Below are 22542 nucleotides of genomic sequence, written 5' to 3'. Positions count from 1 at the left end.
TGGAAGCACTGTGAGGTGTGGAGTTGACCGGTACTAATAGGCCGAGGGCTTGTCCTCAGTTGCTCGCGTCCACTGTGTTAGTTCTGAGACAACGAACGACCGTGTAGTCATCCGGTTGTTCGACAGTTTCATAGTGTTTCGGTGGTCATTGCGTTAGGGAAACGCCCGGTTACATTCCGAACCCGGAAGCTAAGCCTTTCAGCGCCGATGGTACTGCAGGGGGGACCCTGTGGGAGAGTAGGACGCCGCCGAACAATCTTTGGGGAATGCCCCGCACCTGTTGGTGCGGGGCATTCCTGCGTTCAGGACCCTTTTCGGGTACGGCGCGGTCTCCCTCCCCGTACCCGAGAACCCGTTCAGAGGCGGCCCGCGGCCTTCAGTGCCAGATACGCGTCCGCCAGTGCCGGTGCCAGTGAGTCGGGCACGGCGTCGACGACTGTGACGCCGTAGCGCTGGAGCTTCTCCGAGGTGCGTCGTCGTTGGGACTGGGCCTGTGAGCCGGCTGCGGCCTCGTAGACAGCGTCCACCGAGCCGCGGGCCGCGCTCATGGTCTGGGCGTGGGGATCGGCCACCGAGGCGACGAGCACCGTGTGGCGCTGGGTGAGTTGAGCGAGGACAGGCAGTAGCCCCTCTTCGACCGGTGCCGCTTCGAGGCTGGTCAGCAGGACGACGAGTGAACGGCGGGGGGCGCTTCTGAGGACCGTCGCGGCCAAGTCGCGGGCGTCCGTCTCCACCAGCTCGGGCTCCAGCGTGGACAGTGCGTTCACCAGCGCGGGCAGTACGTCGCTCGCCGAGCGGCCCCGGACCTGGGCGCGTGTTCGCCTGTCGTACGCCAGCAGGTCGACGCGGTCGCCCGCGCGAGTGGCGAGGGCCGTGAGGAGAAGCGTGGCGTCCATCGCGGCGTCGAGGCGGGGGACGTCGCCGACACGGCCGGCCGACGTGCGGCCGGTGTCGAGTACGACCAGGATGTGGCGGTCGCGTTCGGGTCGCCAGGTACGGATCGTGACCGCTGATTGCCGGGCAGTGGCCCGCCAGTCGATGGACCGGGTGTCGTCCCCCGGTATGTAGGGCCGGAGACTGTCGAACTCCGTGCCCTCGCCGCGGGTGAGCACACTGGTGCGACCGTCGAGTTCGCGCAGCCGGGCGAGCCTGGACGGCAGGTGCTTACGGCTCGTGAACGGCGGCAGGACACGCACCGTCCACGGCACGTCGTGACTGCCCTGGCGGGCCGCCAGGCCGAGGGGACCGAAGGACCGCACCGTCACTCGTTCTGTGCGCCGGTCGCCACGGCGGGTGGGGCGGAGGAACGTGGACAGTCGGCGGCGTTCCCCGGCGGGAACGGTCAATTCGTGCCGGGACGCGGCCTGTTCGGTGCCGGTCGACCAGCTGCTCGGGGGCCAGGCGTCGCGGATGTGGGCGCGCAGCTTGCGGCGCGCCGGGTTGGTGACGGTGAGCTGGACCTCGGCACGTTCTCCGAGTCGAACTGACGTATCACCACTTCGAGTGAACCGGAGCGTTCGCACTGGCGCGGCCAGGCAGTAGTCGCACAGAATTGCGAGGGACAGGGGCGCGTTGACCGCCAGCATCCCGGCCCAGCTGGGGGCGAGGAGGCCGACAGGAATCGAGCCGAGGGCGGCGAGGAGCGCCGCTCGTCCGGTGAGGGCCATCGTTCATCGCCTCATCGGGGCACGGGGACATGGGCCAGGATCGCGGTGATGACGGAGTCCGCGGTGACTCCCTCCATCTCCGCCTCGGGGCGGAGCTGGACGCGGTGTCGCAGAGTGGGCAGCGCGAGGGCTTTCACATCGTCGGGCGTGACGTAGTCGCGGCCGGTGAGCCAGGCCCAGGCACGGGCGGTGGAGAGCAGAGCGGTGGCTCCGCGAGGGGAGACACCGAGGGAGAGCGAGGGGGAGTCACGAGTGGCACGGCAGATATCGACGACGTAGCCGGCTATCTCCGGGGAAACGGATGTCTTGGCGACCGCGGCGCGTGCCGCTTCGAGGTCGGCAGGGCCCGCGACGGGGCGAACTCCGGCCGCCTGGAGGTCGCGTGGGTTGAAGCCGTCCGCGTGGCGGGTCAGGACGCTGATCTCGTCGTGACGTGACGGGAGGGGGACCGTCAGCTTCAACAGGAAGCGGTCGAGCTGTGCTTCGGGGAGGGGGTAGGTGCCCTCGTACTCGACCGGGTTCTGTGTGGCCGCGACCAGGAACGGATCGGGGAGCATCCGCGGTGTTCCGTCGATCGTGACCTGGCGTTCTTCCATCGCTTCGAGCAGCGACGACTGGGTCTTGGGTGGGGTGCGGTTGATCTCGTCGGCGAGCAGCAGGTTGGTGAAGACGGGGCCGGGCTGGAAGGAGAACTCCGCAGTTCGCGCGTCGTAGACGAGGGAGCCCGTCACGTCGCTCGGCATCAGGTCGGGCGTGAACTGGACGCGCTTGGTGTCGAGTTCGAGGGAGGCGGCGAGAGCCCGCACCAGGAGTGTCTTCGCGACGCCGGGGACTCCTTCGAGGAGGACGTGGCCCCGGCAGAGCAGGGCGACGACGAGTCCGGTCACGGCGGGGTCCTGGCCGACCACGGCCTTCGCGATCTCGGCGCGCAGGGCCTCCAGGGAGGCGCGGGCACTGTCCGAGTTCGTAGCGGTCTCGGGGGTCGGGGCACTCATGAGGTGCGTACCTCTCTTTCGAGGGCGTCGAGTTGATCCGTCAGGCGGATGAGAGCGGCATCGTCGGCCGGCGCCGGGCCGAAGAGCAGTGTGCGGGGATCCCGCGAGCTGTCGGGGAGTTGCGCGGAGACAGCGGGGAGGAGGGCCTCCGGGGCGTGGGCATCGGACGGTGGGACACCGAGGAGAGCGGCGAGGCGGGTGCGGGTCTCCGTACGGAGGACCGAGGCGGCGCGGTCGCGAGCGTTGGCCTTGCGGTAGAGGCGGGCGCGGCCCTCGGTGGCCTCGGAGGCGCGGATGGCGACCGGGAGCCGTTCGGCGACCACGGGGCCGAGGCGGCGGGAGCGCCAGACGGCGGCGAGTACGGCGGCGAGGGCGAGTTGGAGAGTGCCCCAGAGCCAGCCGGAGGGGATCAGGTCGAGGAAGCTCGACTCGTTGCCTCCCGCCTCCTGTTCCTCTCTGTCGCCGCTGCTGTCACCGCTGTTGTCGTTACCGCTGCCGCTGCCGGATGCGGTGGCGGAAGGATCACCGAGTGAGGGGAGGTACCAGACGACATGAGGTCGCGAGCCGAGGAGTTGAAGCGCCAGCGAGGCATTGCCCTGTTTGGCGAGGCGCTCGTTGTAGAGGAGATCGGGGGAGCCGAGCAGGACGGTGTCGCCGCCGCCGTCGGCGTCGATCCTGAGAAGGGTCGGCAGACCGCCGGCCGGGTAGCAGGCGTCGCTGTCCGGCGAGTCGGTGGTGTAGCGCACTCCGCCGATGTCGACGGCGCCCGCGCTGCGGGCGGCGGGCAGGGAACAGCGCGGGTCGCGCGCGGCCACCGGGGTGTCCGGGGCCGCGGTGACTTCCGGGGCCAGGAAGTCGACGGAGGGCGGTCCCGCCGCCAGCAGGACCGTACGCCCGCCGGAGGTCTCCGTCGCGCCTCGGAGCATGCGCTGCTGAGGGAAGGTCAGCAGGTTCGGAGAGGTCACCACCAGGGTGGTGTCAGGGCCGGCTCCTTCGGTCGCTTCGGCGAGTGTCGTGACGACTCGGGTGGAGACACCGCGGTCCCCCAGCAGTTCGGCGACGGCGCGGCCGCCCAGCGGGTCGGCGGAGCGCGGGTCGAGGCGGCCGTGCTGGTCGCCGGAGCGGACGGCGGCCAGGGCGATCCCGGCCACGAGAAGAATGGCGAGCGCGATCAGCAGCCCCCGGACGCGCTTCCAGACCTGTTGGGCGCTGGGCGACATCGAGGTGGAGCTGGTCACGGGCCGGGGCGGGGAGTTCGTGGCGGTGCCGGTCATTCGGCTGCTCCCCGGGTGGCGCCGCTCAGCTGGGGCTTGCTGTTCTCCAGCGCGAGGTCCAGTTCACGCAGGCGCAGGTATGTCCGCCGGTCCGCCGAGCGACCGCCGTATGTGACGTCGTCGAAGGCTCTGGCGGCTGCCCGCAGGGCGGTCGCGTGCTCGGGGAGTGACCGGCCGGCGTCGGCGGCTGCCTCGTCGGCGGTGCGGCCGGGGCGCGGGTCGAGCACGGTGCGCTCCTCCAGGGAGCGGACGATGGCGCGCATCCGTTCCTGGACGGCCTGGTTCCAGCGTTGGGCGGCGGCGTGTTCCTCGGCGGCGGCGCGGTGTTCGGCCGCGCCGCGCGGGCCGGAGTCGAACAGCGCGTCCTTGGGACGGATGGTGCGCCGGGGGGTGCCGAGCCGCCACCAGAGGGCGGCGCCGAGCGCGGCGACGATCAGCGCGATGACGGCGAGACCCACTGGGCTCGTCACTCCGGAGCCCGCGACGGAGTTGAACAGGTCCCCGATCCACTCCCAGAAGCGGTCCATCGCGCGCTGGAGCAGATTCGGGTCGTTCTCGTGGTACATCGGCCTGGACAGCTCGTCCTCGGCCGCCTCACGGGCGGGGACACGCGGGGTGTCCACCGGTATCTCGTCCCTCGTGCGCGCGGCCGGACGCGCCGCCGCCGTGCCCCCCGTACCGAACACCGCATCAGCCCCTGGGGGCGTCGTCGCCAGGTCGCTCGGAGCCGTAGCCCGGTACGCCGGCGGCGCGTGCGAGTTCGAGGTCCAGGGCCTCGCGCCGGATGCGCTGGTCCACGTAGAGGAGCACCGAGACGCCCGCGGAGATCGGCAGCGTGATGGAGGTGCTGATCACCGTGCCGATGCCGGTGATGATCAGGAAGGGCCAGCCGAAGTCCGGACCGCTGTCGGAGAACAGGCCGCTGACGCCTTCGCCGTCCACGGCCATGGCGACGAGGCTGAACGGCACAGCGATGATCATGGACACCACGAAGGTCAGCAGCATCGTCAGCAGCAGGATGCCGAAGATCCGCCACCAGGTGCCCTTGACGAGCTTGGCGGAGCGGCGCAGGGACGCGACGATCCCCTGCCGTTCGAGCATCAGGGCCGGCGAGGCGAGGCTGAAGCTGACCATCAGCCAGATCACGAAGACGAGCGCGGCCATTCCACCGAGCATCGTCAGCGCGATCCCCGCGCCGGAGCCGATCAGCAGCCCCGGGAGGATGCCCACGGTCACGACGATCGCGGCCAGGACGGGCAACAGCAGGGTCAGGCCCAGGAGTTGGAGCAGCCGGGGCCGGGCCTCGGCCCAGGCGTCCGCGAGTGTGACACCGCGGCCGAGCACGGAGCGGCTGATCACCACGGTCAGTACGGCGGTGGTGAAGAGCGTGCCGATTATGGTGATGAGCAGCGACGGCGCGAGTGCGAGGAGGCTGGACTGCATCGCGTCGACGGCCTGGTTCAGCGCTTCCGTCGGGCTCGCGTTCGGGTCGAGGTCCACCGGCTCCGGCAGGAGATAGCGCTGGACGAGTATGTCGCCGATCTGAGAGATGACCGCGACGACGATGGTGACACCGAGGACGGTGCGCCAGTGGGCCCGCAGTGTCGATACGGCGCCGTCGAGGATCTCCCCCACACCCAGGGGCCGCAGGGGGATGACGCCGGGCTTGGCCGCGGCGGGCGGCTGTCCCCAGCCGGAGTGCCGTCCGCCGGGGCCCGGGCCGCCCCAGCCCGGTGCTGGGCCGGGGGCGGGCGGTACAGGACCGGGGCCGCTGGGCGCCGACCACTGTCCGGCCGGCGGCTGGGTCTTGGACCACTTCGAGGCGGAGTCCGAGGGCGTGCCGATGTCGTCGGCGGGCTGGGCGGGCCGGGGCACGCCGCCGGTGTCCTGGCCGTCGGACGGGGCAGATCCGGGCGAGGCCCAGCCCGGAGTGTCGTTCACGGTCGTCCACCTCGTGGATTGGTCTCGGAGGCAGGCTCGGGGAGCCGGCGCTTCAACGGTGCCTGTCTGCGGAGCAGAGCGGGGGGCTGGCAGCCATCGTGCCACGCGTGGCCCACCGGTGGGCGGGCCGCTCCATCTCCTTCTCACCTTCATAGACCGAGCGGTACCGGGCAGACTGGGCGGATGACTGATCAGTACGCACCGTCCCCGCTCACGGATGAGCCGTCCATGTCCCCCGCGCTGCGCTGGGACGAGCTGCCGGAAGGGCCGGTGCTGGTGCTCCTCGACCAGACGAGACTGCCCGTCGAGGAGGCCGAGCTGGTCTGCACCGACGTGCCGGCCCTCGTCCAGTCGATACGGACGCTCGCCGTGCGCGGAGCGCCGCTCCTGGGCATCGCCGGGGCCTACGGTGTCGCCCTCGCCGCCGCGCGCGGATACGACGTCGACGACGCCGCGGCGCTGCTGGAGTCCGCCCGGCCCACCGCCGTGAACCTCGGGTACGGGGTACGGCGGGCGCTGGAGGCGCACCGCGCGGCGATCGCCGCGGGCGCCGACCTGGAGCGGGCGGCCGCGGCCACCCTGGCGGAGGCGAGGAAGCTGCACCGTGAGGACGCCGTCGCCAGCGCTCGGATGGCGGCATCGGGGCTGTCGCTCCTGGACGAGTTGCTGCCCGGCGGAGGTCATCGGATCCTGACCCACTGCAACACCGGGGCACTGGTCTCGGGCGGCGAGGGCACCGCGTTCGCCGTGGCCCTCTCGGCGCACCGGGCGGGGCGGCTGAGGAGGCTGTGGGTGGACGAGACCCGTCCGCTGTTGCAGGGGGCGCGGCTGACGGCGTACGAGGCGGCCCGTAACGGGATGGCGTTCACGCTGCTGCCGGACAACGCCGCCGGTTCGCTGTTCGCGGCCGGCGAGGTGGACGCCGTGCTCATCGGGGCGGACCGGATCGCCGCCGACGGCTCGGTGGCCAACAAGATCGGCAGCTATCCGCTCGCGGTGCAGGCGAGGTACCACCATGTGCCGTTCATCGTGGTGGCGCCGACGACGACGCTGGACCTCGACACCCCGGACGGTGCCTCCATCGAGGTGGAGCAGCGGCCGGGGCAGGAGGTGACCGAGCTCACGGCCCCGCAGGCGGCCGGGGCCGGGGTGGAGGTCGGCGGCGGGATGCCGGTGGCACCACTGGGAACGCAGGCGTACAACCCGGCCTTCGATGTGACGCCGCCGGAACTGGTGACGGCGCTGGTCACCGAGTACGGGGCGCTGTCGCCGGTGACGAGGGACGGGATCGTGGAGTTCTGTGCCCAGGCGCGGCAGGAGGCGCGGGGCTGACGGCACAAGTGCGCGAGGGGTGGGGGAGAGCCGTGGTCGGGGTCGCCGGGCGGGCGGCTCGCTAAGGTTCCTGTCGAAGGACCCGGTCAACGAGGCAGGGCGGGGCATCTGTGGTTGGCGTCAGCAGCAGCGAACCACGACGGTCCGTGCGGGACACCCGTCCACGTCGTCCCAGGTCAGTGAGCTGGATCACGCAAGTCTACGTAACGGAAATGAAAATGGGATGATGTCGATATGAAGGGACGCGTCCTTGTCGTCGATGACGACACCGCACTGGCCGAGATGCTCGGCATCGTGCTGCGAGGTGAGGGGTTCGAGCCGTCGTTCGTCGCGGACGGCGACAAGGCCCTCGCCGCTTTCCGTGAGGCCAAGCCGGATCTGGTGCTGCTGGATCTGATGCTGCCCGGCCGCGACGGTATCGAGGTGTGCCGGCTCATCAGGGCCGAGTCGGGTGTACCGATCGTCATGCTCACGGCCAAGAGCGACACGGTCGACGTGGTGGTGGGGCTCGAATCGGGCGCCGACGACTACATCGTCAAGCCGTTCAAGCCCAAGGAGCTGGTCGCCAGGATCAGGGCGCGGCTGCGCAGGTCCGAGGAGCCGGCGCCGGAGCAGCTGGCCATCGGCGACCTGGTCATCGATGTCGCGGGTCACTCGGTCAAGCGTGAGGGGCAGTCGATCGCCCTGACACCGCTGGAGTTCGACCTGCTCGTCGCGCTGGCCCGCAAGCCGTGGCAGGTCTTCACCCGTGAGGTGCTCCTGGAGCAGGTCTGGGGCTACCGGCACGCGGCCGACACGCGTCTGGTCAACGTGCATGTCCAGCGGCTCCGCTCCAAGGTCGAGAAGGACCCGGAGCGCCCGGAGATCGTCGTGACCGTCCGCGGTGTCGGCTACAAGGCCGGACCGAGCTGACATGTCCAGCGGCAGTTCTGCCCCGAAGCCCGGGGAGCCGGGAGTGCGTACGGGGCGGACCGCCGACCGGGGCCGCTGGGGCTCACGCCTCCGCCGGCTCCTCCAGGGCGGCCGGCTGCTCCAGGACGGGGCGGCCGGCGGTCCCGTGCCACGGCTCCTCGTGCGCTGGGCCAGGCGGCCGGTGCTGCCCGCCGTGCGGCTGTGGCGGCGGAACATCCAGCTCAGGGTGGTCATCACCACCCTGCTGATGTCGCTGGGCGTCGTGCTGCTGCTGGGATTCGTCGTGATCGGCCAGGTGCGCAACGGTCTGCTGGACGCCAAGGAGAAGGCGGCCCAGAGCCAGGCGGCCGGTGGTTTCACCGTCGCCAAGGAGAAGGCCGACGCACCGGTCGAACCGGGTGGGCAGGACGGCGGCTCCGGGGACGGCAGGTCGAGCCGCAACTCCGTGAACTGGCGCTCCGACCTGGTCGTCCAGCTGGCCAGTGGCGGCCAGAGCGCGTTCAACGTGGTGGCGCTGAGCGCCGACGAGAACGAGGTGGGCTCCAGCAGCCGCTTCCCGCGCGCCTCCGGCGGCGTGGACCACATCGCGAGCGTGCCGAACGATCTGCGGTCCGCCGTCAGCAAGGGCGCCGGCACGTTCCAGCGCTACACCCTCATCCAGTACACGGACGGCCGAGAGTCCGAGTCCGGCCTGGTCGTCGGCAAGCGGCTGACCGATGTGGACGGCAATTCCTACGAGCTGTACTACCTGTTCCCGCTGACCCAGGAGGAGCAGTCGCTCAACCTGGTCAAGGGCACCCTCGCCACGGCGGGGCTGTTCGTCGTCGTCCTGCTCGGGGCCATCGCCTGGCTCGTCGTACGGCAGGTCGTGACGCCCGTACGGATGGCCGCCGGGATCGCGGAACGGCTCTCCACCGGCCGGCTCCAGGAACGTATGAAGGTCACCGGCGAGGACGACATCGCCCGCCTCGGTGAGGCCTTCAACAAGATGGCCCAGAACCTCCAGCTCAAGATCCAGCAGCTGGAGGAGCTCTCCAGGATGCAGCGCCGTTTCGTCTCCGACGTCTCGCACGAGCTGCGCACCCCGCTGACCACGGTGCGGATGGCCGCCGACGTCATCCACGAGGCCCGTCTCGACTTCGATCCCGTCACGGCGCGCTCGGCGGAGCTGCTGGGCGACCAGCTCGACCGTTTCGAGTCGCTGCTGTCGGATCTGCTGGAGATCAGCCGGTTCGACGCCGGCGCCGCCGCGCTGGAGGCCGAGCCCATAGACCTGCGGGTGGTCGTACGCCGTGTGATCGGCGGAGCCGAACCGCTCGCCGAGCGCAAGGGCACCCGGATCCGGGTCATGGGGGACGAGCAGCCGGTCGTCGCCGAGGCCGACGCCCGGCGCGTGGAACGGGTCCTGCGCAATCTCGTCGTCAACGCCGTCGAGCACGGCGAGGGACGGGACGTGGTGGTGCGGATGGCCGTGGCGGGCGGAGCGGTGGCCGTGGCCGTACGCGACTACGGGGTGGGGCTCAAGCCCGGCGAGGCGACCCGGGTCTTCAACCGGTTCTGGCGGGCGGACCCGGCGCGGGCCCGTACCACCGGCGGCACGGGCCTCGGCCTGTCGATCGCCGTCGAGGACGCGCGTCTGCACGGCGGCTGGCTCCAGGCATGGGGTGAGCCGGGCGGCGGGTCGCAGTTCCGGCTGACGCTGCCGCGTACCGCCGACGAGCCGCTGAGGGGCTCGCCCATACCGCTGGAGCCGGAGGACTCGCGGCGCGGCCGGGAGCGCTCCGTCCTCGGGGACCCGAAGGAGAGTGCGCACCGGCTGACGAGCGTCCCCTCCCAGGCCGCTTCGGGCGCGTCACTCCCGGTGCCGGCCAGGGCGCCGGTGCCACCGCCCGCGGGCGTGGCCGACCCGACGGCGCTGCCCGGCAACGGCGCCCGGGTGGTACCGCGTTCCACCGGGGAGCCCGCGGAGAAGGACCCCGCCACATCCCCGGCACCGCCCCGGCCGCCGGACACGCCGACGTCATCGTCAACTGCCTCCGCGGTCACGTCCGCGCCCGGGGCACCGGAGCGGGAGGACACGTCTCGTGGGCGTTGACCGCCGTCGTCACGGCCGAGGACGCGTGCCGCGACTGCCCGTCGTGTTCGGGTGCTGCGCCCTGCTGCTGGCCGGCTGTGCGTCGATCCCCGACAGCGGGGACGTCGAACCCGTCAAGGCGTCCCCGCGCGGGGACTCCCAGGTGCGGGTGTATCCCGTCGCGCCCGCCGAGGGCGCCGACCCGAACGAGATCGTCGACGGCTTCCTCGAAGCGATGACCAGCGACGACCCCGACTTCACGGTGGCCAGGAAGTATCTGACGAAGCAGGCGTCGCAGAGCTGGCAGCCCGCGGACCGTACGACGGTGCTGGCCGCCGCGCCCGACCCGGCCGACCCCCAGGGCCCGTCCGGTCCCGACGGTCCCGGTCTCACCTACCCGCTCTACGGCGAGCAGATCGCCGCCGTCGACGCCGGGCACGTCTATCAGCCGGTCGCACCCGAGCCCTACAGCCGTTCCCTCCACCTCGTCCAGGAGAAGGTGCTGGACGGCAGGGAGTGGCGCATCGACGACCTTCCCCAGGGGCTCGTGCTCGGTGAGTCCGACTTCCAGCGCAACTACCGCGCCGTGAACAAGTACTACTTCGCCTCCGGACAGGGCTGGCTCGTCGCCGACCCCGTCTACATCAGGCAGCGCATAGACCCGGTGACACGGATGGATCCGGTCACCCAGGCCGTCAAGGTGCTGCTCGACGGGCCGACGGACTGGATCCGGCCCGTGGTCGACTCGCCCTTCCCGACCGGTACGGAGCTCAAGCGCGGCACCCGCACCCTCGAATTCGACGACCGCAACTCCCTGAAGGTGCCGCTCAACGCGAAGGTCGACAACGTCGGGCGGGAGCAGTGCCGCAAGATGGCGGCGCAACTGCTTTTCACCCTCCGCGACTTGACCTCCAGCCGGGGCGAACAGGTCGAACTGCTCAGACAGGACGGCTCCTCGCTCTGTGTGCTCAGCGGCGACCAGGCGGAGGAGTTCGCCGCCGACCGCACCTCGGGCAGCCCGGACAGCCCGTACTTCATCGACGCCAAGGGCCGGCTCGCGCAGCTCTCGGCGAGCAGCAGGGAGCCGATCGATCCGCCGCGGGTGCGCGGTCCGTTCGGCGACGGCACGATGCCTCTCGGCCAAGTCGCCGTCGCGCGCGACGAGAAGTTCGCGGCGGGCGTCTCGCAGGACGGGAAGTCCCTGTACGTCGGATCCATCATCTCGGCCGGTGAGGTGGGCGACGCGCGGGTCGTCAGCAAGGCCCAGAAGAAGGAGGACCGGCTGTCGGCGCCGAGTTGGGACGGCAACGGCGATCTGTGGATAGCGGACCGTGACCCGGATCAGCCCCGGCTGCTGCGCCTGACCGACGGCGCCGACGCGCCCCGGGAGGTGACCGTCGACGGGCTCGGGGACGCGCGCATCGAGGCGCTGAGGGTCTCCGCCGACGGCGTACGGGTGGCGCTGCTGCTCACCGAGGACGGGCGTACGACGCTCCAGATCGGCCGGGTGGAGCGTCGTGGACCGGCCGGCGAGCAGACGGTGTCCGTGACGGAGCTGAAGGCCGTGGCGCCTCGTATGGAGACGGTGACCGCCGTGTCGTGGGCGGGGCCCAGCAGGCTCGTCGTGGTCGGCAAGGAGGCCGGCGGGGTGCAGCAGGTGAGCTACATCCAGACGGACGGCTCGACCTCGGCGGCGGGCGTGCTGCCGGGGCTGAACCAGGTCACCGGGATCGCCGCCGCCGACGACGAACAGCAGCCGCTGGTGGCCGACTCGGACGACGCGGGCATCGTGCGCCTCCCGAACGGCGCGAACTGGCAGACGATGGTCCAGGAGGGCTCCTCACCGGTCTACCCCGGCTAGGGGGTCTGTCGTCTGGATCGGGCCGGATGAGTGAGCGGGGTCCGGTGCGTGCGATCGCAAGGCGGAGGAGGCATGGCGGAGCCCTGCCGACCGACGACAACGCAGGGGGCACCTCCCGTGCCCCCTCCGGGGGCTACGGGGGAGGGCGTGCGTGCCGGGGCACGCGAGCCCGGCAAGATCCACACGACCGGCCCTGGTCACCGCGAGTCACCGCTCACCTGCGGAACTCCTCGGTGGCGCGTTCGGGCCGGATCTCGATCCCGGTTGTCCACAGGGGGTGGCCGAGGGCACGAGACGTTGGCACAGTTGGTGACATGCGTGGGTGGTGGCGGGAAATCACCGGGCTGGTGCTGCCGGTCGCCTGCGGCGGCTGCGGGAGTCCCAGGACGCCGCTGTGCGACGCGTGCGGCAGGGCGCTGTACGGGACATGGCCCTGCCGGGTGCGGCCGGTTCCCGAGCCCGTGGGGCTGCCGGTGGTGCATGCCGCCGCTCCGTACGAGGACGCCGTACGGGCCGTGCTGCTGGCGCACAAGGAGCGCGGCGCCCTGGGGCTGGCGGCGCCCCTGGGCAGGGCGCTGGCCGGGGCGGTGGGGGCCGCCGTCCCGGCGGGTACGGGCGTCGGCCCGCTGATCCTCGTGCCGGTTCCGTCGGCGAAGCGCGCCGTCGGTGCGCGCGGGCACGACGCCGCCCGGCGCATCGCGCTGGCGGCGGCGGGGGAGCTGCGGCGTTCGGGACGCTCGGCCCGGGTGCTTCCGGTGCTCCGGCAGCGGCGCGCGGTGGCCGACCAGGCGGGCCTGGACGCCCGCCAGAGGCTCACCAACCTGGCCGGGGCCCTGGAGGTCGCCGCCGGCGGCGCGGGGCTTCTGGAGGGCGGCAGGGTGGTGCTGGTGGACGATCTCATGACGACCGGCGCCTCGCTCGTCGAAGCGTCCCGCGCGATGCATGCCGCGACGAGACCGGGGTACCCCGCATTCATACAGGTGAGCGCCGCCGTGGTCGCCGCACCTCCGCTGTCTTTCGAAATAAACCGGAACTGATCGCGAGTTCGCTTCGTTGCAGGTGGTGAGGGTCGTAAAACACCGGAACGGACGTACGCGCGGGTAGCGGGTGCCGACACCCGTCCAAGCGAGCTATGTTCGGTTGTGAGGAAAGCGAAAGCTTCACCTCGACGGTATGCAGTGGTGTGCGGAGCGTTTTCCAGGACCTCGAAGTCCGAGGGAATGGAGATCTTGCCCACGGGGGAGGAGGAGGTGAAAGTCACCAAGTCCGAAGCCTCGGTGCCCATCGAGGTCTGGTGCAAGAGGGAGTAGCTCCGCAACGCGGCGGAGCGAATCCGGGAACGGAGTTCTGCGTGGACATCGTCGTCAAGGGCCGCAAGACAGAGGTACCCGAGCGGTTCCGTAAGCACGTGGCCGAGAAGCTGAAGCTGGAGAAGATCCAGAAGCTCGACGGCAAGGTGATCAGCCTCGACGTCGAGGTGTCCAAGGAGCACAACCCGCGTCAGGCGGACCGTTGCGACCGGGTGGAGATCACGCTCCGCTCCCGCGGTCCCGTGATCCGGGCGGAAGCCGCCGCCGCCGACCCTTACGCAGCCCTGGACCTGGCCACCGGAAAGCTGGAGGCGCGGCTGCGCAGGCAGCACGAGAAGCGGCACAACCGCCGTGGCGCCGGGAGGCTTTCGGCCGCCGAGGTCGTCGACGTCGTCCCCGGTGTCGCCCACCTCAACGGATCGGGTCCGGCCCCCGTGGACGAGTCGCCGGGCGGCATTCCCACCACCAGGATCGGCTCGCTCGAAGTACAGGGCGAAGGACCGCTGGTGGTCCGCGAGAAGACGCACACCGCTGCTCTGATGACCCTCGACCAGGCGCTCTACGAGATGGAGTTGGTCGGGCACGACTTCTATCTGTTCGTGGATTCCGAGACCAAGGAGCCGAGCGTCGTCTACCGGCGCCACGCGTACGACTACGGCGTCATCCATCTGAGGACCGACCAGTTGGCCGAGTCCGAGGCCGCGGGCGCGGGTGGCGCGCTCGGCGGCTGACCGGAACACACCCCTCGGTGGTGCCCCCGCAGAGCCTGATCCGGCCGCGGGGGCACCACCGCGCGACTACTGGATCACCGCTCTGTCGGCCGGGCATGAAATCATGGCCAGGCACGCCAACCCCCTGTTCCTGACCAGGGGTTGGTGTAGCTCGCATGTACTTCGGCCCATGGCCTTCAGGGGGAGGAACGATGGCGGACAGCTTCGGGCCGGTGCACCACGCGCGCGGTGCCGGCGGTACGACGGGCGGTGCCGGACCGGACACCGGCGCGGACCCGGACGACCCCGGGAAGGAACCGATCAGGGTCCTCGTCGTCGACGACCACGCCCTCTTCCGCCGGGGGCTGGAGATCGTCCTCGCCCAGGAGGAGGACATCCAGGTCGTCGGGGAGGCCGGGGACGGTGCCGAGGCCGTCGACAAGGCCGCCGACCTGCTCCCCGACATCGTCCTGATGGACGTCCGGATGCCCAAGCGCGGCGGCATCGAAGCCTGTACCTCCATCAAGGAGGTGGCCCCCAGTGCCAAGATCATCATGTTGACGATCAGCGACGAGGAGGCCGACCTCTACGACGCGATCAAGGCGGGCGCGACCGGTTATCTCCTCAAGGAGATTTCGACGGACGAGGTGGCCACCGCGATTCGCGCGGTCGCCGACGGGCAGTCACAAATCAGCCCCTCCATGGCGTCCAAGCTGCTGACCGAGTTCAAGTCGATGATTCAGCGCACCGACGAGCGCAGACTCGTGCCGGCCCCGAAGCTCACCGACCGCGAGCTCGAAGTCCTCAAACTGGTCGCCACGGGAATGAACAACCGTGATATCGCCAAGGAGTTGTTCATCTCCGAGAACACCGTGAAGAACCATGTCCGCAACATCCTGGAGAAGCTGCAACTGCACTCCAGGATGGAGGCCGTGGTCTACGCGATGCGCGAGAAGATCCTCGAAATCAGATGACGCCCGCGGTCAGATGACCGCGCGCGTCAGCGCGGCGGCTAGCTCGGGGCGGTCGACACGCTCGATCCGTACGGAGTCGCACCCCACCCATTCGGCGGCCTCCCGCAGCGCACGCGCCATCGGCTCCACCGCGGCGGGGCTCTCCAGCGAGACCTGCCGGGCGACGAGCGTCGTGCCCTCGCGCGCCGGGTCGACGCGGCCGAGCAGCTTCCCGCCCGACAGCAGCGGCATCGCGAAGTACCCGTGAATCCGCTTGGGTTTGGGCACGTACGCCTCCAGGCGGTGGGTGAAGCCGAAGATCCGCTCGGTACGCGCCCGCTCCCAGATCAGCGAGTCGAACGGCGAGAGCAGAGTCGTCCGGTGCCGCCCGCGCGGGACACTCGCCAGCGCCTCCGGATCGGCCCAGGCGGGCTTCGCCCAGCCCTCGACCGTCACCGGCACCAGCCCGGAGTCCGCGATCACGGCGTCGACCTGCTCACCCTTGATGCGGTGGTAGTCCCCGATGTCCGAGCGGGTGCCCACCCCCAGCGACCGGCCGGCCAGCCGGACGAGCCGGCGCAGGCACTCCGTGTCGTCCAGATCGTCGTGCAGCACCTCGTCGGGAATGGCGCGCTCCGCCAGGTCGTAGACCCGCTTCCAGCTCCGGCGCTCCGTGCACACCACCTCGCCGTGCATCAGCGCCCGCTCGACCGCGACCTTGGCCTCGGACCAGTCCCACCACTCGCCGCCGTTCTTGGCGCCGCCCAGCTCGGTCGCCGTGAGCGGACCCTCGGCCCGCAGCTGCTTGATCACCGCGTCGTACGCCCCGTCCGACAGCTCGTGGTGCCAGTGCGGACGGGCGCGGTAGGCGCGGCGGCGGAAGGCGAAATGCGGCCATTCCTCGACCGGCAGGATGCAGGCCGCGTGCGACCAGTACTCGAAGGCGTGCGGCCGGGGCGGGGCGTCGGCCGCCGCCGGTGTCCAGTACGCCCCCTCGACCGTCTTACGGCCCACGGCGCCCAGCCGTGCGTACGGGATCAGCTCGTGCGAGCGCGCGAGCACCGAGATCGTGTCCAGCTGTACGGCCCCGAGATGGCGCAGCACACCGCGGACCCCGCCACGGCGGTCGGGGGCGCCGAGGAACCCCTGGGCACGCAGCGCCATACGGCGGGCTTCGTCTGCGGACAGCTCGGCGGCGGCGCGCGGCACAGTGGTCATGCCCCGAACGATAGACGGCGCCACTGACAGTGGACCGGGGCCCGGTCGCCGCCCCCGTCAGGGCCTCGTGTGCGGGTGCCGCGCGGGCAGATACGGATGCCTGGACGGCAGTCCGAGATCCGAGGGCAGGAGCGCGCCGACCCACGCGTCACGCGTCGTCCCCTTCAGGACAAGGGCCGCGCGCAGGGTGCCCTCCATGACGAAGCCGGCCTTGAGCGCGACGGCCCGCGAACCCGCGTTCCCGGCCTCGGCCCGCCACTCGACGCGATCGGCGCCCAGCTCCGTGAACATCCAGCGGGTCAGGGCGCGCAGCGCCTCCGTGGTGTAGCCCCGGCCGCGGTGCTCCTCGGCCGTCCAGTAACCGACCGCCCACACACCGGTGTGGGCGTGCGCGTTGACCGAGCCCAGCAGCGGGCCGCCGCCGACCGGCTCGACCGCGAAGACGAAGTTGGTCCCGGCCCGCCACATCTCCGGGACGACCCGTTCGGTGAAGTGCTCGGCGTGCCGCCTTTCGTACGGAGAGGGGACCGCGGTCCACCGCTGGACGTCCGGGTCCTGGCAGGCGGCGTAGACCGCGCCGGTGTCCTCCGGCGCCAGGGGACGCAGCCGCAGACGCTCGGTGATCAGGCAGGTGGCGGTGGCCTCCGGAGGTGCGGTCCGGTCGGTCAGTGGCTCCATGGGGGGAGTGTCGTGACGGCGGCTCCGCGGCGCGAGCGCTTTTCGTACCTCACCGGCACCTTCCACGCGTCCCGCGCGTTCTCATTGCGGGTGACAGCAGGACGGGCGTCACGTGGACCTCCCGAGGCGGCCGGGTCCTCGCTTACGATGGCCGTTGCGGCGGGGTCGGCCTGCCGCGCCCGCGCCAGTGTCCCTCACCAGACCCAGTGCCAGGCCCGACCGGCAAGGAGACCAACCTCAGTGTCCGTCTTCAACAAGCTCATGCGTGCAGGCGAAGGCAAGATCCTGCGCAAACTGCACCGCATCGCGGACCAGGTCAACTCCATCGAAGAGGACTTCAGCGCCCTCTCCGACGCCGAGTTGCAGGCCCTCACCGACGAGTACAAGCAGCGTTACGCGGACGGTGAGACGCTTGACGACCTGCTCCCCGAGGCCTTCGCGACCGTCCGCGAGGCGGCCAAGCGGGTGCTCGGCCAGCGTCCGTACGACGTCCAGCTGATGGGCGGCGCAGCCCTGCACCTCGGTCATGTCGCCGAGATGAAGACCGGTGAGGGCAAGACCCTCGTCGGCACGCTGCCCTGTTACCTGAACGCGCTGTCCGGCAAGGGCGTTCACGTCATCACGGTCAACGACTACCTGGCCGAGCGCGACTCCGAGATGATGGGCCGCGTCCACAAGTTCCTGGGCCTGACCGTCGGCTGCATCCTCGCCAACATGTCGCCCGCGCAGCGCCGTGAGCAGTACAACCGCGACATCACGTACGGCACGAACAACGAGTTCGGCTTCGACTACCTCCGCGACAACATGGCGTGGTCCCGCGAGGAGCTCGTCCAGCGCGGTCACAACTTCGCGGTCGTGGACGAGGTCGACTCGATCCTGGTCGACGAGGCCCGTACGCCGCTGATCATCTCCGGCCCCGCCGACCAGGCCACGAAGTGGTACGGCGACTTCGCCAAGCTCGTGACCAGGCTCACCAAGGGTGAGGCGGGCAACCAGCTCAAGGGCATCGAGGAGACCGGCGACTACGAGGTCGACGAGAAGAAGCGCACCGTCGCCATCCACGAGTCCGGGGTCGCGAAGGTCGAGGACTGGCTGGGCATCGACAACCTCTACGAGTCGGTGAACACGCCGCTGGTCGGTTATCTGAACAACGCGATCAAGGCCAAGGAGCTGTTCAAGAACGACAAGGACTACGTCGTCATCGACGGCGAAGTCATGATCGTCGACGAGCACACCGGCCGTATCCTCGCGGGCCGCCGCTACAACGAGGGCATGCACCAGGCGATCGAGGCGAAGGAAGGGGTGGACATCAAGGACGAGAACCAGACGCTCGCCACGATCACCCTCCAGAACTTCTTCCGCCTCTACGACAAGCTGTCCGGTATGACCGGTACGGCCATGACCGAGGCCGCCGAGTTCCAGCAGATCTACAAGCTGGGTGTCGTGCCGATCCCGACGAACCGGCCGATGGTCCGCGTCAACCAGCCCGACCTGATCTACCGCACCGAGGTCGCGAAGTTCGCGGCGGTCGTCGACGACATCGCCGAGAAGCACGAGAAGGGCCAGCCGATCCTGGTCGGCACGACCTCCGTGGAGAAGTCCGAGTACCTGTCGCAGCAGCTCTCGAAGCGGGGCGTGCAGCACGAGGTGCTGAACGCCAAGCAGCACGACCGTGAGGCGTCCATCGTCGCCCAGGCCGGGCGTAAGGGCGCGGTCACCGTCGCCACGAACATGGCCGGCCGTGGTACGGACATCAAGCTCGGCGGCAACCCGGACGACCTCGCCGAGGCGGAGCTGCGGCAGCGCGGTCTCGACCCGGTGGAGCACGTCGAGGAGTGGGCCGCGGCGCTGCCCGCCGCGATGGAGAAGGCCGAGCAGGCGGTGCAGGCGGAGTTCGACGAGGTCGTGGAGCTCGGCGGGCTGTACGTCCTCGGTACGGAGCGCCACGAGTCGCGCCGTATCGACAACCAGCTGCGCGGTCGTTCCGGCCGTCAGGGCGACCCGGGCGAGTCCCGCTTCTACCTGTCGCTGGGCGACGACCTGATGCGTCTGTTCAAGGCGCAGATGGTCGAGCGCGTCATGTCGATGGCGAACGTCCCCGACGACGTCCCGATCGAGAACAAGATGGTCACCCGTGCCATCGCCTCGGCGCAGTCGCAGGTGGAGCAGCAGAACTTCGAGACGCGTAAGAACGTCCTGAAGTACGACGAGGTGCTCAACCGGCAGCGTCAGGTCATCTACGGCGAGCGCCGCAGGGTCCTGGAGGGCGAGGACCTCCAGGAGCAGATCCGGCACTTCATGGACGACACCATCGACGACTACATCCGCCAGGAGACGGCGGAGGGCTTCGCCGAGGAGTGGGACCTGGACCGGCTGTGGGGCGCCTTCAAGCAGCTCTACCCGGTGAAGGTCACCGTCGACGACCTGGAAGAGGCGACGGGCGACCGTGCCGGCATCACGGCGGAGTTCATCGCCGAGTCCATCAAGGACGACGCGCACGAGCAGTACGACGAGCGCGAGAAGTCGCTGGGGTCGGACGTGATGCGCGAGCTGGAGCGGCGCGTGGTCCTCTCCGTGCTGGACCGCAAGTGGCGTGAGCACCTCTACGAGATGGACTATCTCCAGGAGGGCATCGGCCTGCGTGCCATGGCGCAGAAGGACCCGCTGGTCGAGTACCAGCGCGAGGGCTTCGACATGTTCACCGCCATGATGGAGGGCATCAAGGAGGAGTCCGTCGGCTACCTGTTCAACCTGGAGGTCCAGGTCGAGCAGCAGGTCGAGGAGGTCCCGGTGCAGGACGCGGCGGAGCGCACGTCGCTGGAGAAGGCGGACGCGGGTGCCCGTACGGGCGGCGGGCGTCCGGAGATCCGGGCGAAGGGCCTGGAGGCTCCTCAGCGGCGGGACCGGCTGCACTTCTCGGCGCCGACGGTGGACGGTGAGGGTGGCGTCGTCGAGGGCGACTTCGAGAGCAACGGCGGCGCGGACCGTACCGAGGCGGGTGCGGGGACGACTCGCGCGGAGCGTCGTAAGGCGCAGAAGGGTGGGGGGCGGCGCCGCAAGAAGTAGGCGGCGCGCGTACTCCATCTGTCGGGTGCGGGGGCGGGGGGGGGGGGGGGGGGGGGGGGGGGGGGGGGGGGGGGGGGGGGGGGGGGGGGGGGGGGGGGGGGGGGGGGGGGGGGGGGGGGGGGTGGTGGATCAGACGGAGGGCGGTGTTCGTGGTGTTTCTTTTGTTTGTGTGGGGGGCCGGCTGGGTCCGGATACGGGTTCCCCCCCCCCGGCCGTCGCCGTTCGCGGGCGGGGTGCCCGGCCGGGTCCGCCCGGCGGGCGGTTCGTCCTCAGTCGCCGGACGGGCCTGTTCTGCCCGCCGGTGGGTGGGTCGGCTTCGGCCGGTGGGTGTCCTCGATTTGCCGGACGGGCCGGAGCGGTGCCGGTCGGGCTGGCGCGGTCGCGCCCGTGCCGGCCCTTCCCTCACACGCCGGTCGGGCCTGTTCCGGGCGCGGCTGGGCGGGGGGCCACCTCCACCGCCGCGCAGCGCCAGCGGAGGTCGGGGCCCTGTTCCAGCCGGAACGCCATCGCGCGGACCTGGTCGCCCGCCGCGACGCTGGCCCATGCCTCGACTACTCCCGGACGGGGGTGGAAGCTCCGGCATGTGCGGATCACCGGGGTGGTGTTGCGGGCCCGCAGCGGGGTCACCGGGGCCAGGCGGACGAGCTGGTCGTACGCCTCGCCGATCGTCTGGCCGAGCATCGAGTGGACCGGGCGCAGTCCGCTGAGGACAGCGAGGAGCTGCTCGGCGAAGCGCTCGTGCGGCTGGAGCCAGGGCCGCCGGCGCTGCGGGACCACCCGCCCCGGCCTGCGCGGGTCGCGCCTGGTCGGCGGCCGTGTGGTGGCGACGGTCCGGGCCGCCGCCCTGTCGTACGTCCTGCTGGTCTCGGTGCCGCTCACGCAGATCGCCCCCGTTCCGCCGGCCCGGCCTGTAACGCATTACCGGGCGGTAACTTGTGTTGGGGATCTTCTACGGGTGATCCCGGGCCGTCGCAAGGACCGGATTTTCGTGATGGCGCCCGTGCCGGGTGTCACCTGTCCGAGTGGCGAGGCAGGCCGGGCCGGGGCAGGGGGTGTCACTCTGCGTGTCCGGAAGGGCCTTCAGCGGCTCCGCAGTGTCACCCCGACGAGGGACCGGCCGAATACGCCGGACGTATCCTTGAACGGCTCTCCCGACTACGAAAGCGGTCATCGCATGCGCGTCTACGTCCCTCTGACCCTTCCCGGTCTCGCCGAGGCACAGAAGACGGGCGAGCTGGGCCCCGGACCGCTGACCGCGTACGCGGTGACCCCCGGTCTGCGCGAGTGGTATCTCTCGGACGACATCGAGGAGTTGGAGTACGCGGCCCTCAACCGCGCCGCCGCCGCCTCGCTCCGGCGGCTCGCCGGTGATCCGTCGGCCGCGCGCCGCCGGGTGGTCGTCGCCGTCGACGTACCGGACAAGGACGCCGCGGCCGACCCCGACCGCGGGGTGGACTCCGCAGGGCTCGGCGAGGTGCGGATCGCCGCCGCCGTCCCCCTCGCCAGGGCCGCCGCCGTGCACATCGACTCCGACGACGCCGAGGACGACGTGTCCGCCGCCGCCGCCGCGCTGGGCGCGGCCGACCACGGTGACGACGACGCGCAGTTCACGGTGGACGGGGCCGAGGACCACGAACTGCTCTGGTTCGGCGTACAGGAGATCCCGGGCATCGTCGCGTAGGGTTCGGCGCCGCGTTGTCGGACCCTGCCGGTAACGTTTCCGGCATGGGGAAAAGCGACACTCATCTGGTCTGGGACTGGAACGGCACACTGCTCGACGACTTCGAAGCGGTCGTCGGGGCCACCAACGCCGCCTTCGCGGAGATCGGTCTCGAACCCATCACCGCGGAGCGCTACCGGGATGTGTACTGCATGCCGATCCCCGTCTTCTACGAGCGGCTCATGGGCCGCCTGCCCACGGACGCCGAGTGGCTCGTCATGGACGAGACCTTCCATCGGCACTACGTGGAGCGGCGCGTCGGGTGCGGGCTCGCCGAGGGCGTCGAGGAGCTGCTGACGGAGTGGGTGCTGGCCGGCCGCAGTCAGTCGCTGCTCAGCATGTACGAGCACGAGCAGCTGGTGCCCGTGGTGCGGGGCTACGGGATTCACCAGCACTTCGTCCGGGTCGACGGCCGGACGGGCCCGTCGGGCGGTACGAAGGCCGTGCACATGGAGCGCCATCTGGCCGCGCTCGCCAAGGAGGGCCGGATAGCCCCCGCGCGCACGGTGGTGATCGGTGACGCGGTCGACGACGCCCTGGCCGCCGCCCATGTGGGGGCCAAGGCGGTCCTGTACACCGGGGGTTCGCACAGCCGCAAGAGCCTGGAGGATGCGGGAGTTCCGGTCGTGGACAGCCTCGCGGACGCCGTCGACCTGGCCCGGAGCCTCGCGCGCTGACGGCCGGTCACCAGCAGCCGATCGCCGCTTGTCACTGGCCGGACCGGCAAATTTCCCGCCCTTCTTTTGTACATATGCGGTTCATGACGGGCCCGGGGTGCGGCGGGATAGCCTGGGGCCGTGATCAGTGCGATATGCCGTGGGAGCGCCGAAG

18 protein-coding genes and 1 rRNA gene are annotated in these 22542 nt (G+C 70.8%); 11 read left to right on the top strand and 8 right to left on the bottom strand.

From position 1 onward, the window contains the following. The first annotated feature begins 137 nt into the window (after positions 1–137). Positions 138–254, top strand: a 5S ribosomal RNA gene (gene rrf, locus ACZ61E_RS15960). Between the two features lie 102 nt (positions 255–356). Here the strand turns inward: rrf and ACZ61E_RS15955 are convergent. From ACZ61E_RS15955 to ACZ61E_RS15935, 5 genes are read right to left on the bottom strand one after another with little or no spacing between them, the layout of a single operon-like run. Next, positions 357–1667, bottom strand: a complete 1311-nt coding sequence (locus ACZ61E_RS15955) for a DUF58 domain-containing protein (protein WP_469700217.1) — start codon at positions 1665–1667, stop codon at positions 357–359. An 11-nt stretch (positions 1668–1678) separates the two neighbouring features. Next, on the bottom strand, positions 1679–2662 hold the full coding sequence (locus ACZ61E_RS15950; protein ID WP_469700216.1) for an AAA family ATPase: 984 nt from the start codon (positions 2660–2662) through the stop codon (positions 1679–1681). Next, positions 2659–3936: a DUF4350 domain-containing protein gene (locus ACZ61E_RS15945; RefSeq protein ID WP_469700215.1), complete on the bottom strand. Its 1278-nt coding sequence runs from the start codon at positions 3934–3936 to the stop codon at positions 2659–2661. The genes ACZ61E_RS15950 and ACZ61E_RS15945 overlap by 4 nt, the downstream gene beginning before the upstream one ends. Then, the gene (locus tag ACZ61E_RS15940; RefSeq protein WP_469700214.1) at positions 3933–4622 is read right to left on the bottom strand and encodes a DUF4129 domain-containing protein; all 690 of its coding nucleotides are present in this window, start codon (positions 4620–4622) and stop codon (positions 3933–3935) included. Before ACZ61E_RS15940 ends, ACZ61E_RS15945 begins: the two co-directional genes overlap by 4 nt. A 4-nt stretch (positions 4623–4626) precedes the next feature. Then, positions 4627–5877, bottom strand: a complete 1251-nt coding sequence (locus tag ACZ61E_RS15935) for a DUF7847 domain-containing protein (protein WP_469700213.1) — start codon at positions 5875–5877, stop codon at positions 4627–4629. 183 nt (positions 5878–6060) lie between these two features. Here ACZ61E_RS15935 and mtnA point away from each other — a divergent pair, with 183 nt between their 5' ends. The 7 genes from mtnA to ACZ61E_RS15900 all read left to right on the top strand — a co-directional run bounded on the left by mtnA (position 6061) and on the right by ACZ61E_RS15900 (position 15050). Next, a complete protein-coding gene (mtnA, locus tag ACZ61E_RS15930) occupies positions 6061–7209 on the top strand; it encodes an S-methyl-5-thioribose-1-phosphate isomerase (protein WP_469700212.1) in 1149 nt (382 codons plus the stop codon). Between the two features lie 234 nt (positions 7210–7443). After that, positions 7444–8121: a two-component system response regulator MtrA gene (gene mtrA, locus ACZ61E_RS15925; protein WP_005486885.1), complete on the top strand. Its 678-nt coding sequence runs from the start codon at positions 7444–7446 to the stop codon at positions 8119–8121. Position 8122: 1 nt separating this feature from the next. After that, entirely contained in the window at positions 8123–10216 is a 2094-nt protein-coding gene (mtrB, locus tag ACZ61E_RS15920) for an MtrAB system histidine kinase MtrB (protein ID WP_469700211.1), read from the top strand. Then, positions 10206–12056: an LpqB family beta-propeller domain-containing protein gene (locus ACZ61E_RS15915; RefSeq protein WP_469700210.1), complete on the top strand. Its 1851-nt coding sequence runs from the start codon at positions 10206–10208 to the stop codon at positions 12054–12056. The genes mtrB and ACZ61E_RS15915 overlap by 11 nt, the downstream gene beginning before the upstream one ends. 314 nt (positions 12057–12370) lie before the next feature. Then, the gene (locus ACZ61E_RS15910; protein ID WP_469700209.1) at positions 12371–13093 is read left to right on the top strand and encodes a ComF family protein; all 723 of its coding nucleotides are present in this window, start codon (positions 12371–12373) and stop codon (positions 13091–13093) included. A 314-nt stretch (positions 13094–13407) separates the two neighbouring features. Then, entirely contained in the window at positions 13408–14097 is a 690-nt protein-coding gene (gene hpf, locus ACZ61E_RS15905; RefSeq protein ID WP_469700208.1) for a ribosome hibernation-promoting factor, HPF/YfiA family, read from the top strand. A gap of 191 nt (positions 14098–14288) precedes the next feature. Continuing rightward, positions 14289–15050: a response regulator transcription factor gene (locus tag ACZ61E_RS15900; protein ID WP_355179101.1), complete on the top strand. Its 762-nt coding sequence runs from the start codon at positions 14289–14291 to the stop codon at positions 15048–15050. A 9-nt stretch (positions 15051–15059) separates the two neighbouring features. Here the strand turns inward: ACZ61E_RS15900 and ACZ61E_RS15895 are convergent, their stop codons facing one another. Beyond that, a complete protein-coding gene (locus ACZ61E_RS15895) occupies positions 15060–16247 on the bottom strand; it encodes a winged helix-turn-helix domain-containing protein (RefSeq protein WP_469700207.1) in 1188 nt (395 codons plus the stop codon). 57 nt (positions 16248–16304) lie between these two features. Continuing rightward, positions 16305–16925: a GNAT family N-acetyltransferase gene (locus ACZ61E_RS15890; RefSeq protein ID WP_469700206.1), complete on the bottom strand. Its 621-nt coding sequence runs from the start codon at positions 16923–16925 to the stop codon at positions 16305–16307. Between the two features lie 240 nt (positions 16926–17165). On the opposite strand from ACZ61E_RS15890, the gene secA reads away from it, so the two are divergent. Beyond that, positions 17166–19991, top strand: a complete 2826-nt coding sequence (gene secA / locus ACZ61E_RS15885) for a preprotein translocase subunit SecA (RefSeq protein ID WP_469700205.1) — start codon at positions 17166–17168, stop codon at positions 19989–19991. Positions 19992–20393: 402 nt separating this feature from the next. On the opposite strand, the gene ACZ61E_RS15880 is transcribed toward secA, so the two are convergent. Next, the gene (locus ACZ61E_RS15880) at positions 20394–20870 is read right to left on the bottom strand and encodes an Rv3235 family protein (RefSeq protein WP_469700204.1); all 477 of its coding nucleotides are present in this window, start codon (positions 20868–20870) and stop codon (positions 20394–20396) included. A gap of 295 nt (positions 20871–21165) precedes the next feature. On the opposite strand from ACZ61E_RS15880, the gene ACZ61E_RS15875 reads away from it, so the two are divergent. Continuing rightward, complete coding sequence (locus ACZ61E_RS15875; protein WP_469700203.1) at positions 21166–21672, top strand: DUF6912 family protein; 507 nt, start codon at positions 21166–21168, stop codon at positions 21670–21672. Between the two features lie 44 nt (positions 21673–21716). Beyond that, positions 21717–22388: an HAD family hydrolase gene (locus ACZ61E_RS15870; RefSeq protein ID WP_469700202.1), complete on the top strand. Its 672-nt coding sequence runs from the start codon at positions 21717–21719 to the stop codon at positions 22386–22388. Positions 22389–22542 lie beyond the last annotated feature (154 nt).

This window comes from Streptomyces sp. NPDC104581 (assembly GCF_055583685.1).
This window is presented reverse-complemented; position numbering and strand designations above follow the sequence as displayed.

Excerpts from the sequence above, each read along its gene's own strand:
- ACZ61E_RS15955 (WP_469700217.1), bottom strand. The coding sequence starts at position 1,667 with ATGGCCCTCACCGGACGAGCGGCGCTCCTCGCCGCCCTCGGCTCGATT.
- ACZ61E_RS15950 (WP_469700216.1), bottom strand. The coding sequence starts at position 2,662 with ATGAGTGCCCCGACCCCCGAGACCGCTACGAACTCGGACAGTGCCCGC.
- ACZ61E_RS15945 (WP_469700215.1), bottom strand. The coding sequence starts at position 3,936 with ATGACCGGCACCGCCACGAACTCCCCGCCCCGGCCCGTGACCAGCTCC.
- mtnA (WP_469700212.1), top strand. The coding sequence starts at position 6,061 with ATGACTGATCAGTACGCACCGTCCCCGCTCACGGATGAGCCGTCCATG.
- mtrA (WP_005486885.1), top strand. The coding sequence starts at position 7,444 with ATGAAGGGACGCGTCCTTGTCGTCGATGACGACACCGCACTGGCCGAG.
- mtrB (WP_469700211.1), top strand. The coding sequence starts at position 8,123 with ATGTCCAGCGGCAGTTCTGCCCCGAAGCCCGGGGAGCCGGGAGTGCGT.
- ACZ61E_RS15910 (WP_469700209.1), top strand. The coding sequence starts at position 12,371 with ATGCGTGGGTGGTGGCGGGAAATCACCGGGCTGGTGCTGCCGGTCGCC.
- ACZ61E_RS15900 (WP_355179101.1), top strand. The coding sequence starts at position 14,289 with ATGGCGGACAGCTTCGGGCCGGTGCACCACGCGCGCGGTGCCGGCGGT.
- ACZ61E_RS15895 (WP_469700207.1), bottom strand. The coding sequence starts at position 16,247 with ATGACCACTGTGCCGCGCGCCGCCGCCGAGCTGTCCGCAGACGAAGCC.
- ACZ61E_RS15890 (WP_469700206.1), bottom strand. The coding sequence starts at position 16,925 with ATGGAGCCACTGACCGACCGGACCGCACCTCCGGAGGCCACCGCCACC.
- ACZ61E_RS15875 (WP_469700203.1), top strand. The coding sequence starts at position 21,166 with ATGCGCGTCTACGTCCCTCTGACCCTTCCCGGTCTCGCCGAGGCACAG.
- ACZ61E_RS15870 (WP_469700202.1), top strand. The coding sequence starts at position 21,717 with ATGGGGAAAAGCGACACTCATCTGGTCTGGGACTGGAACGGCACACTG.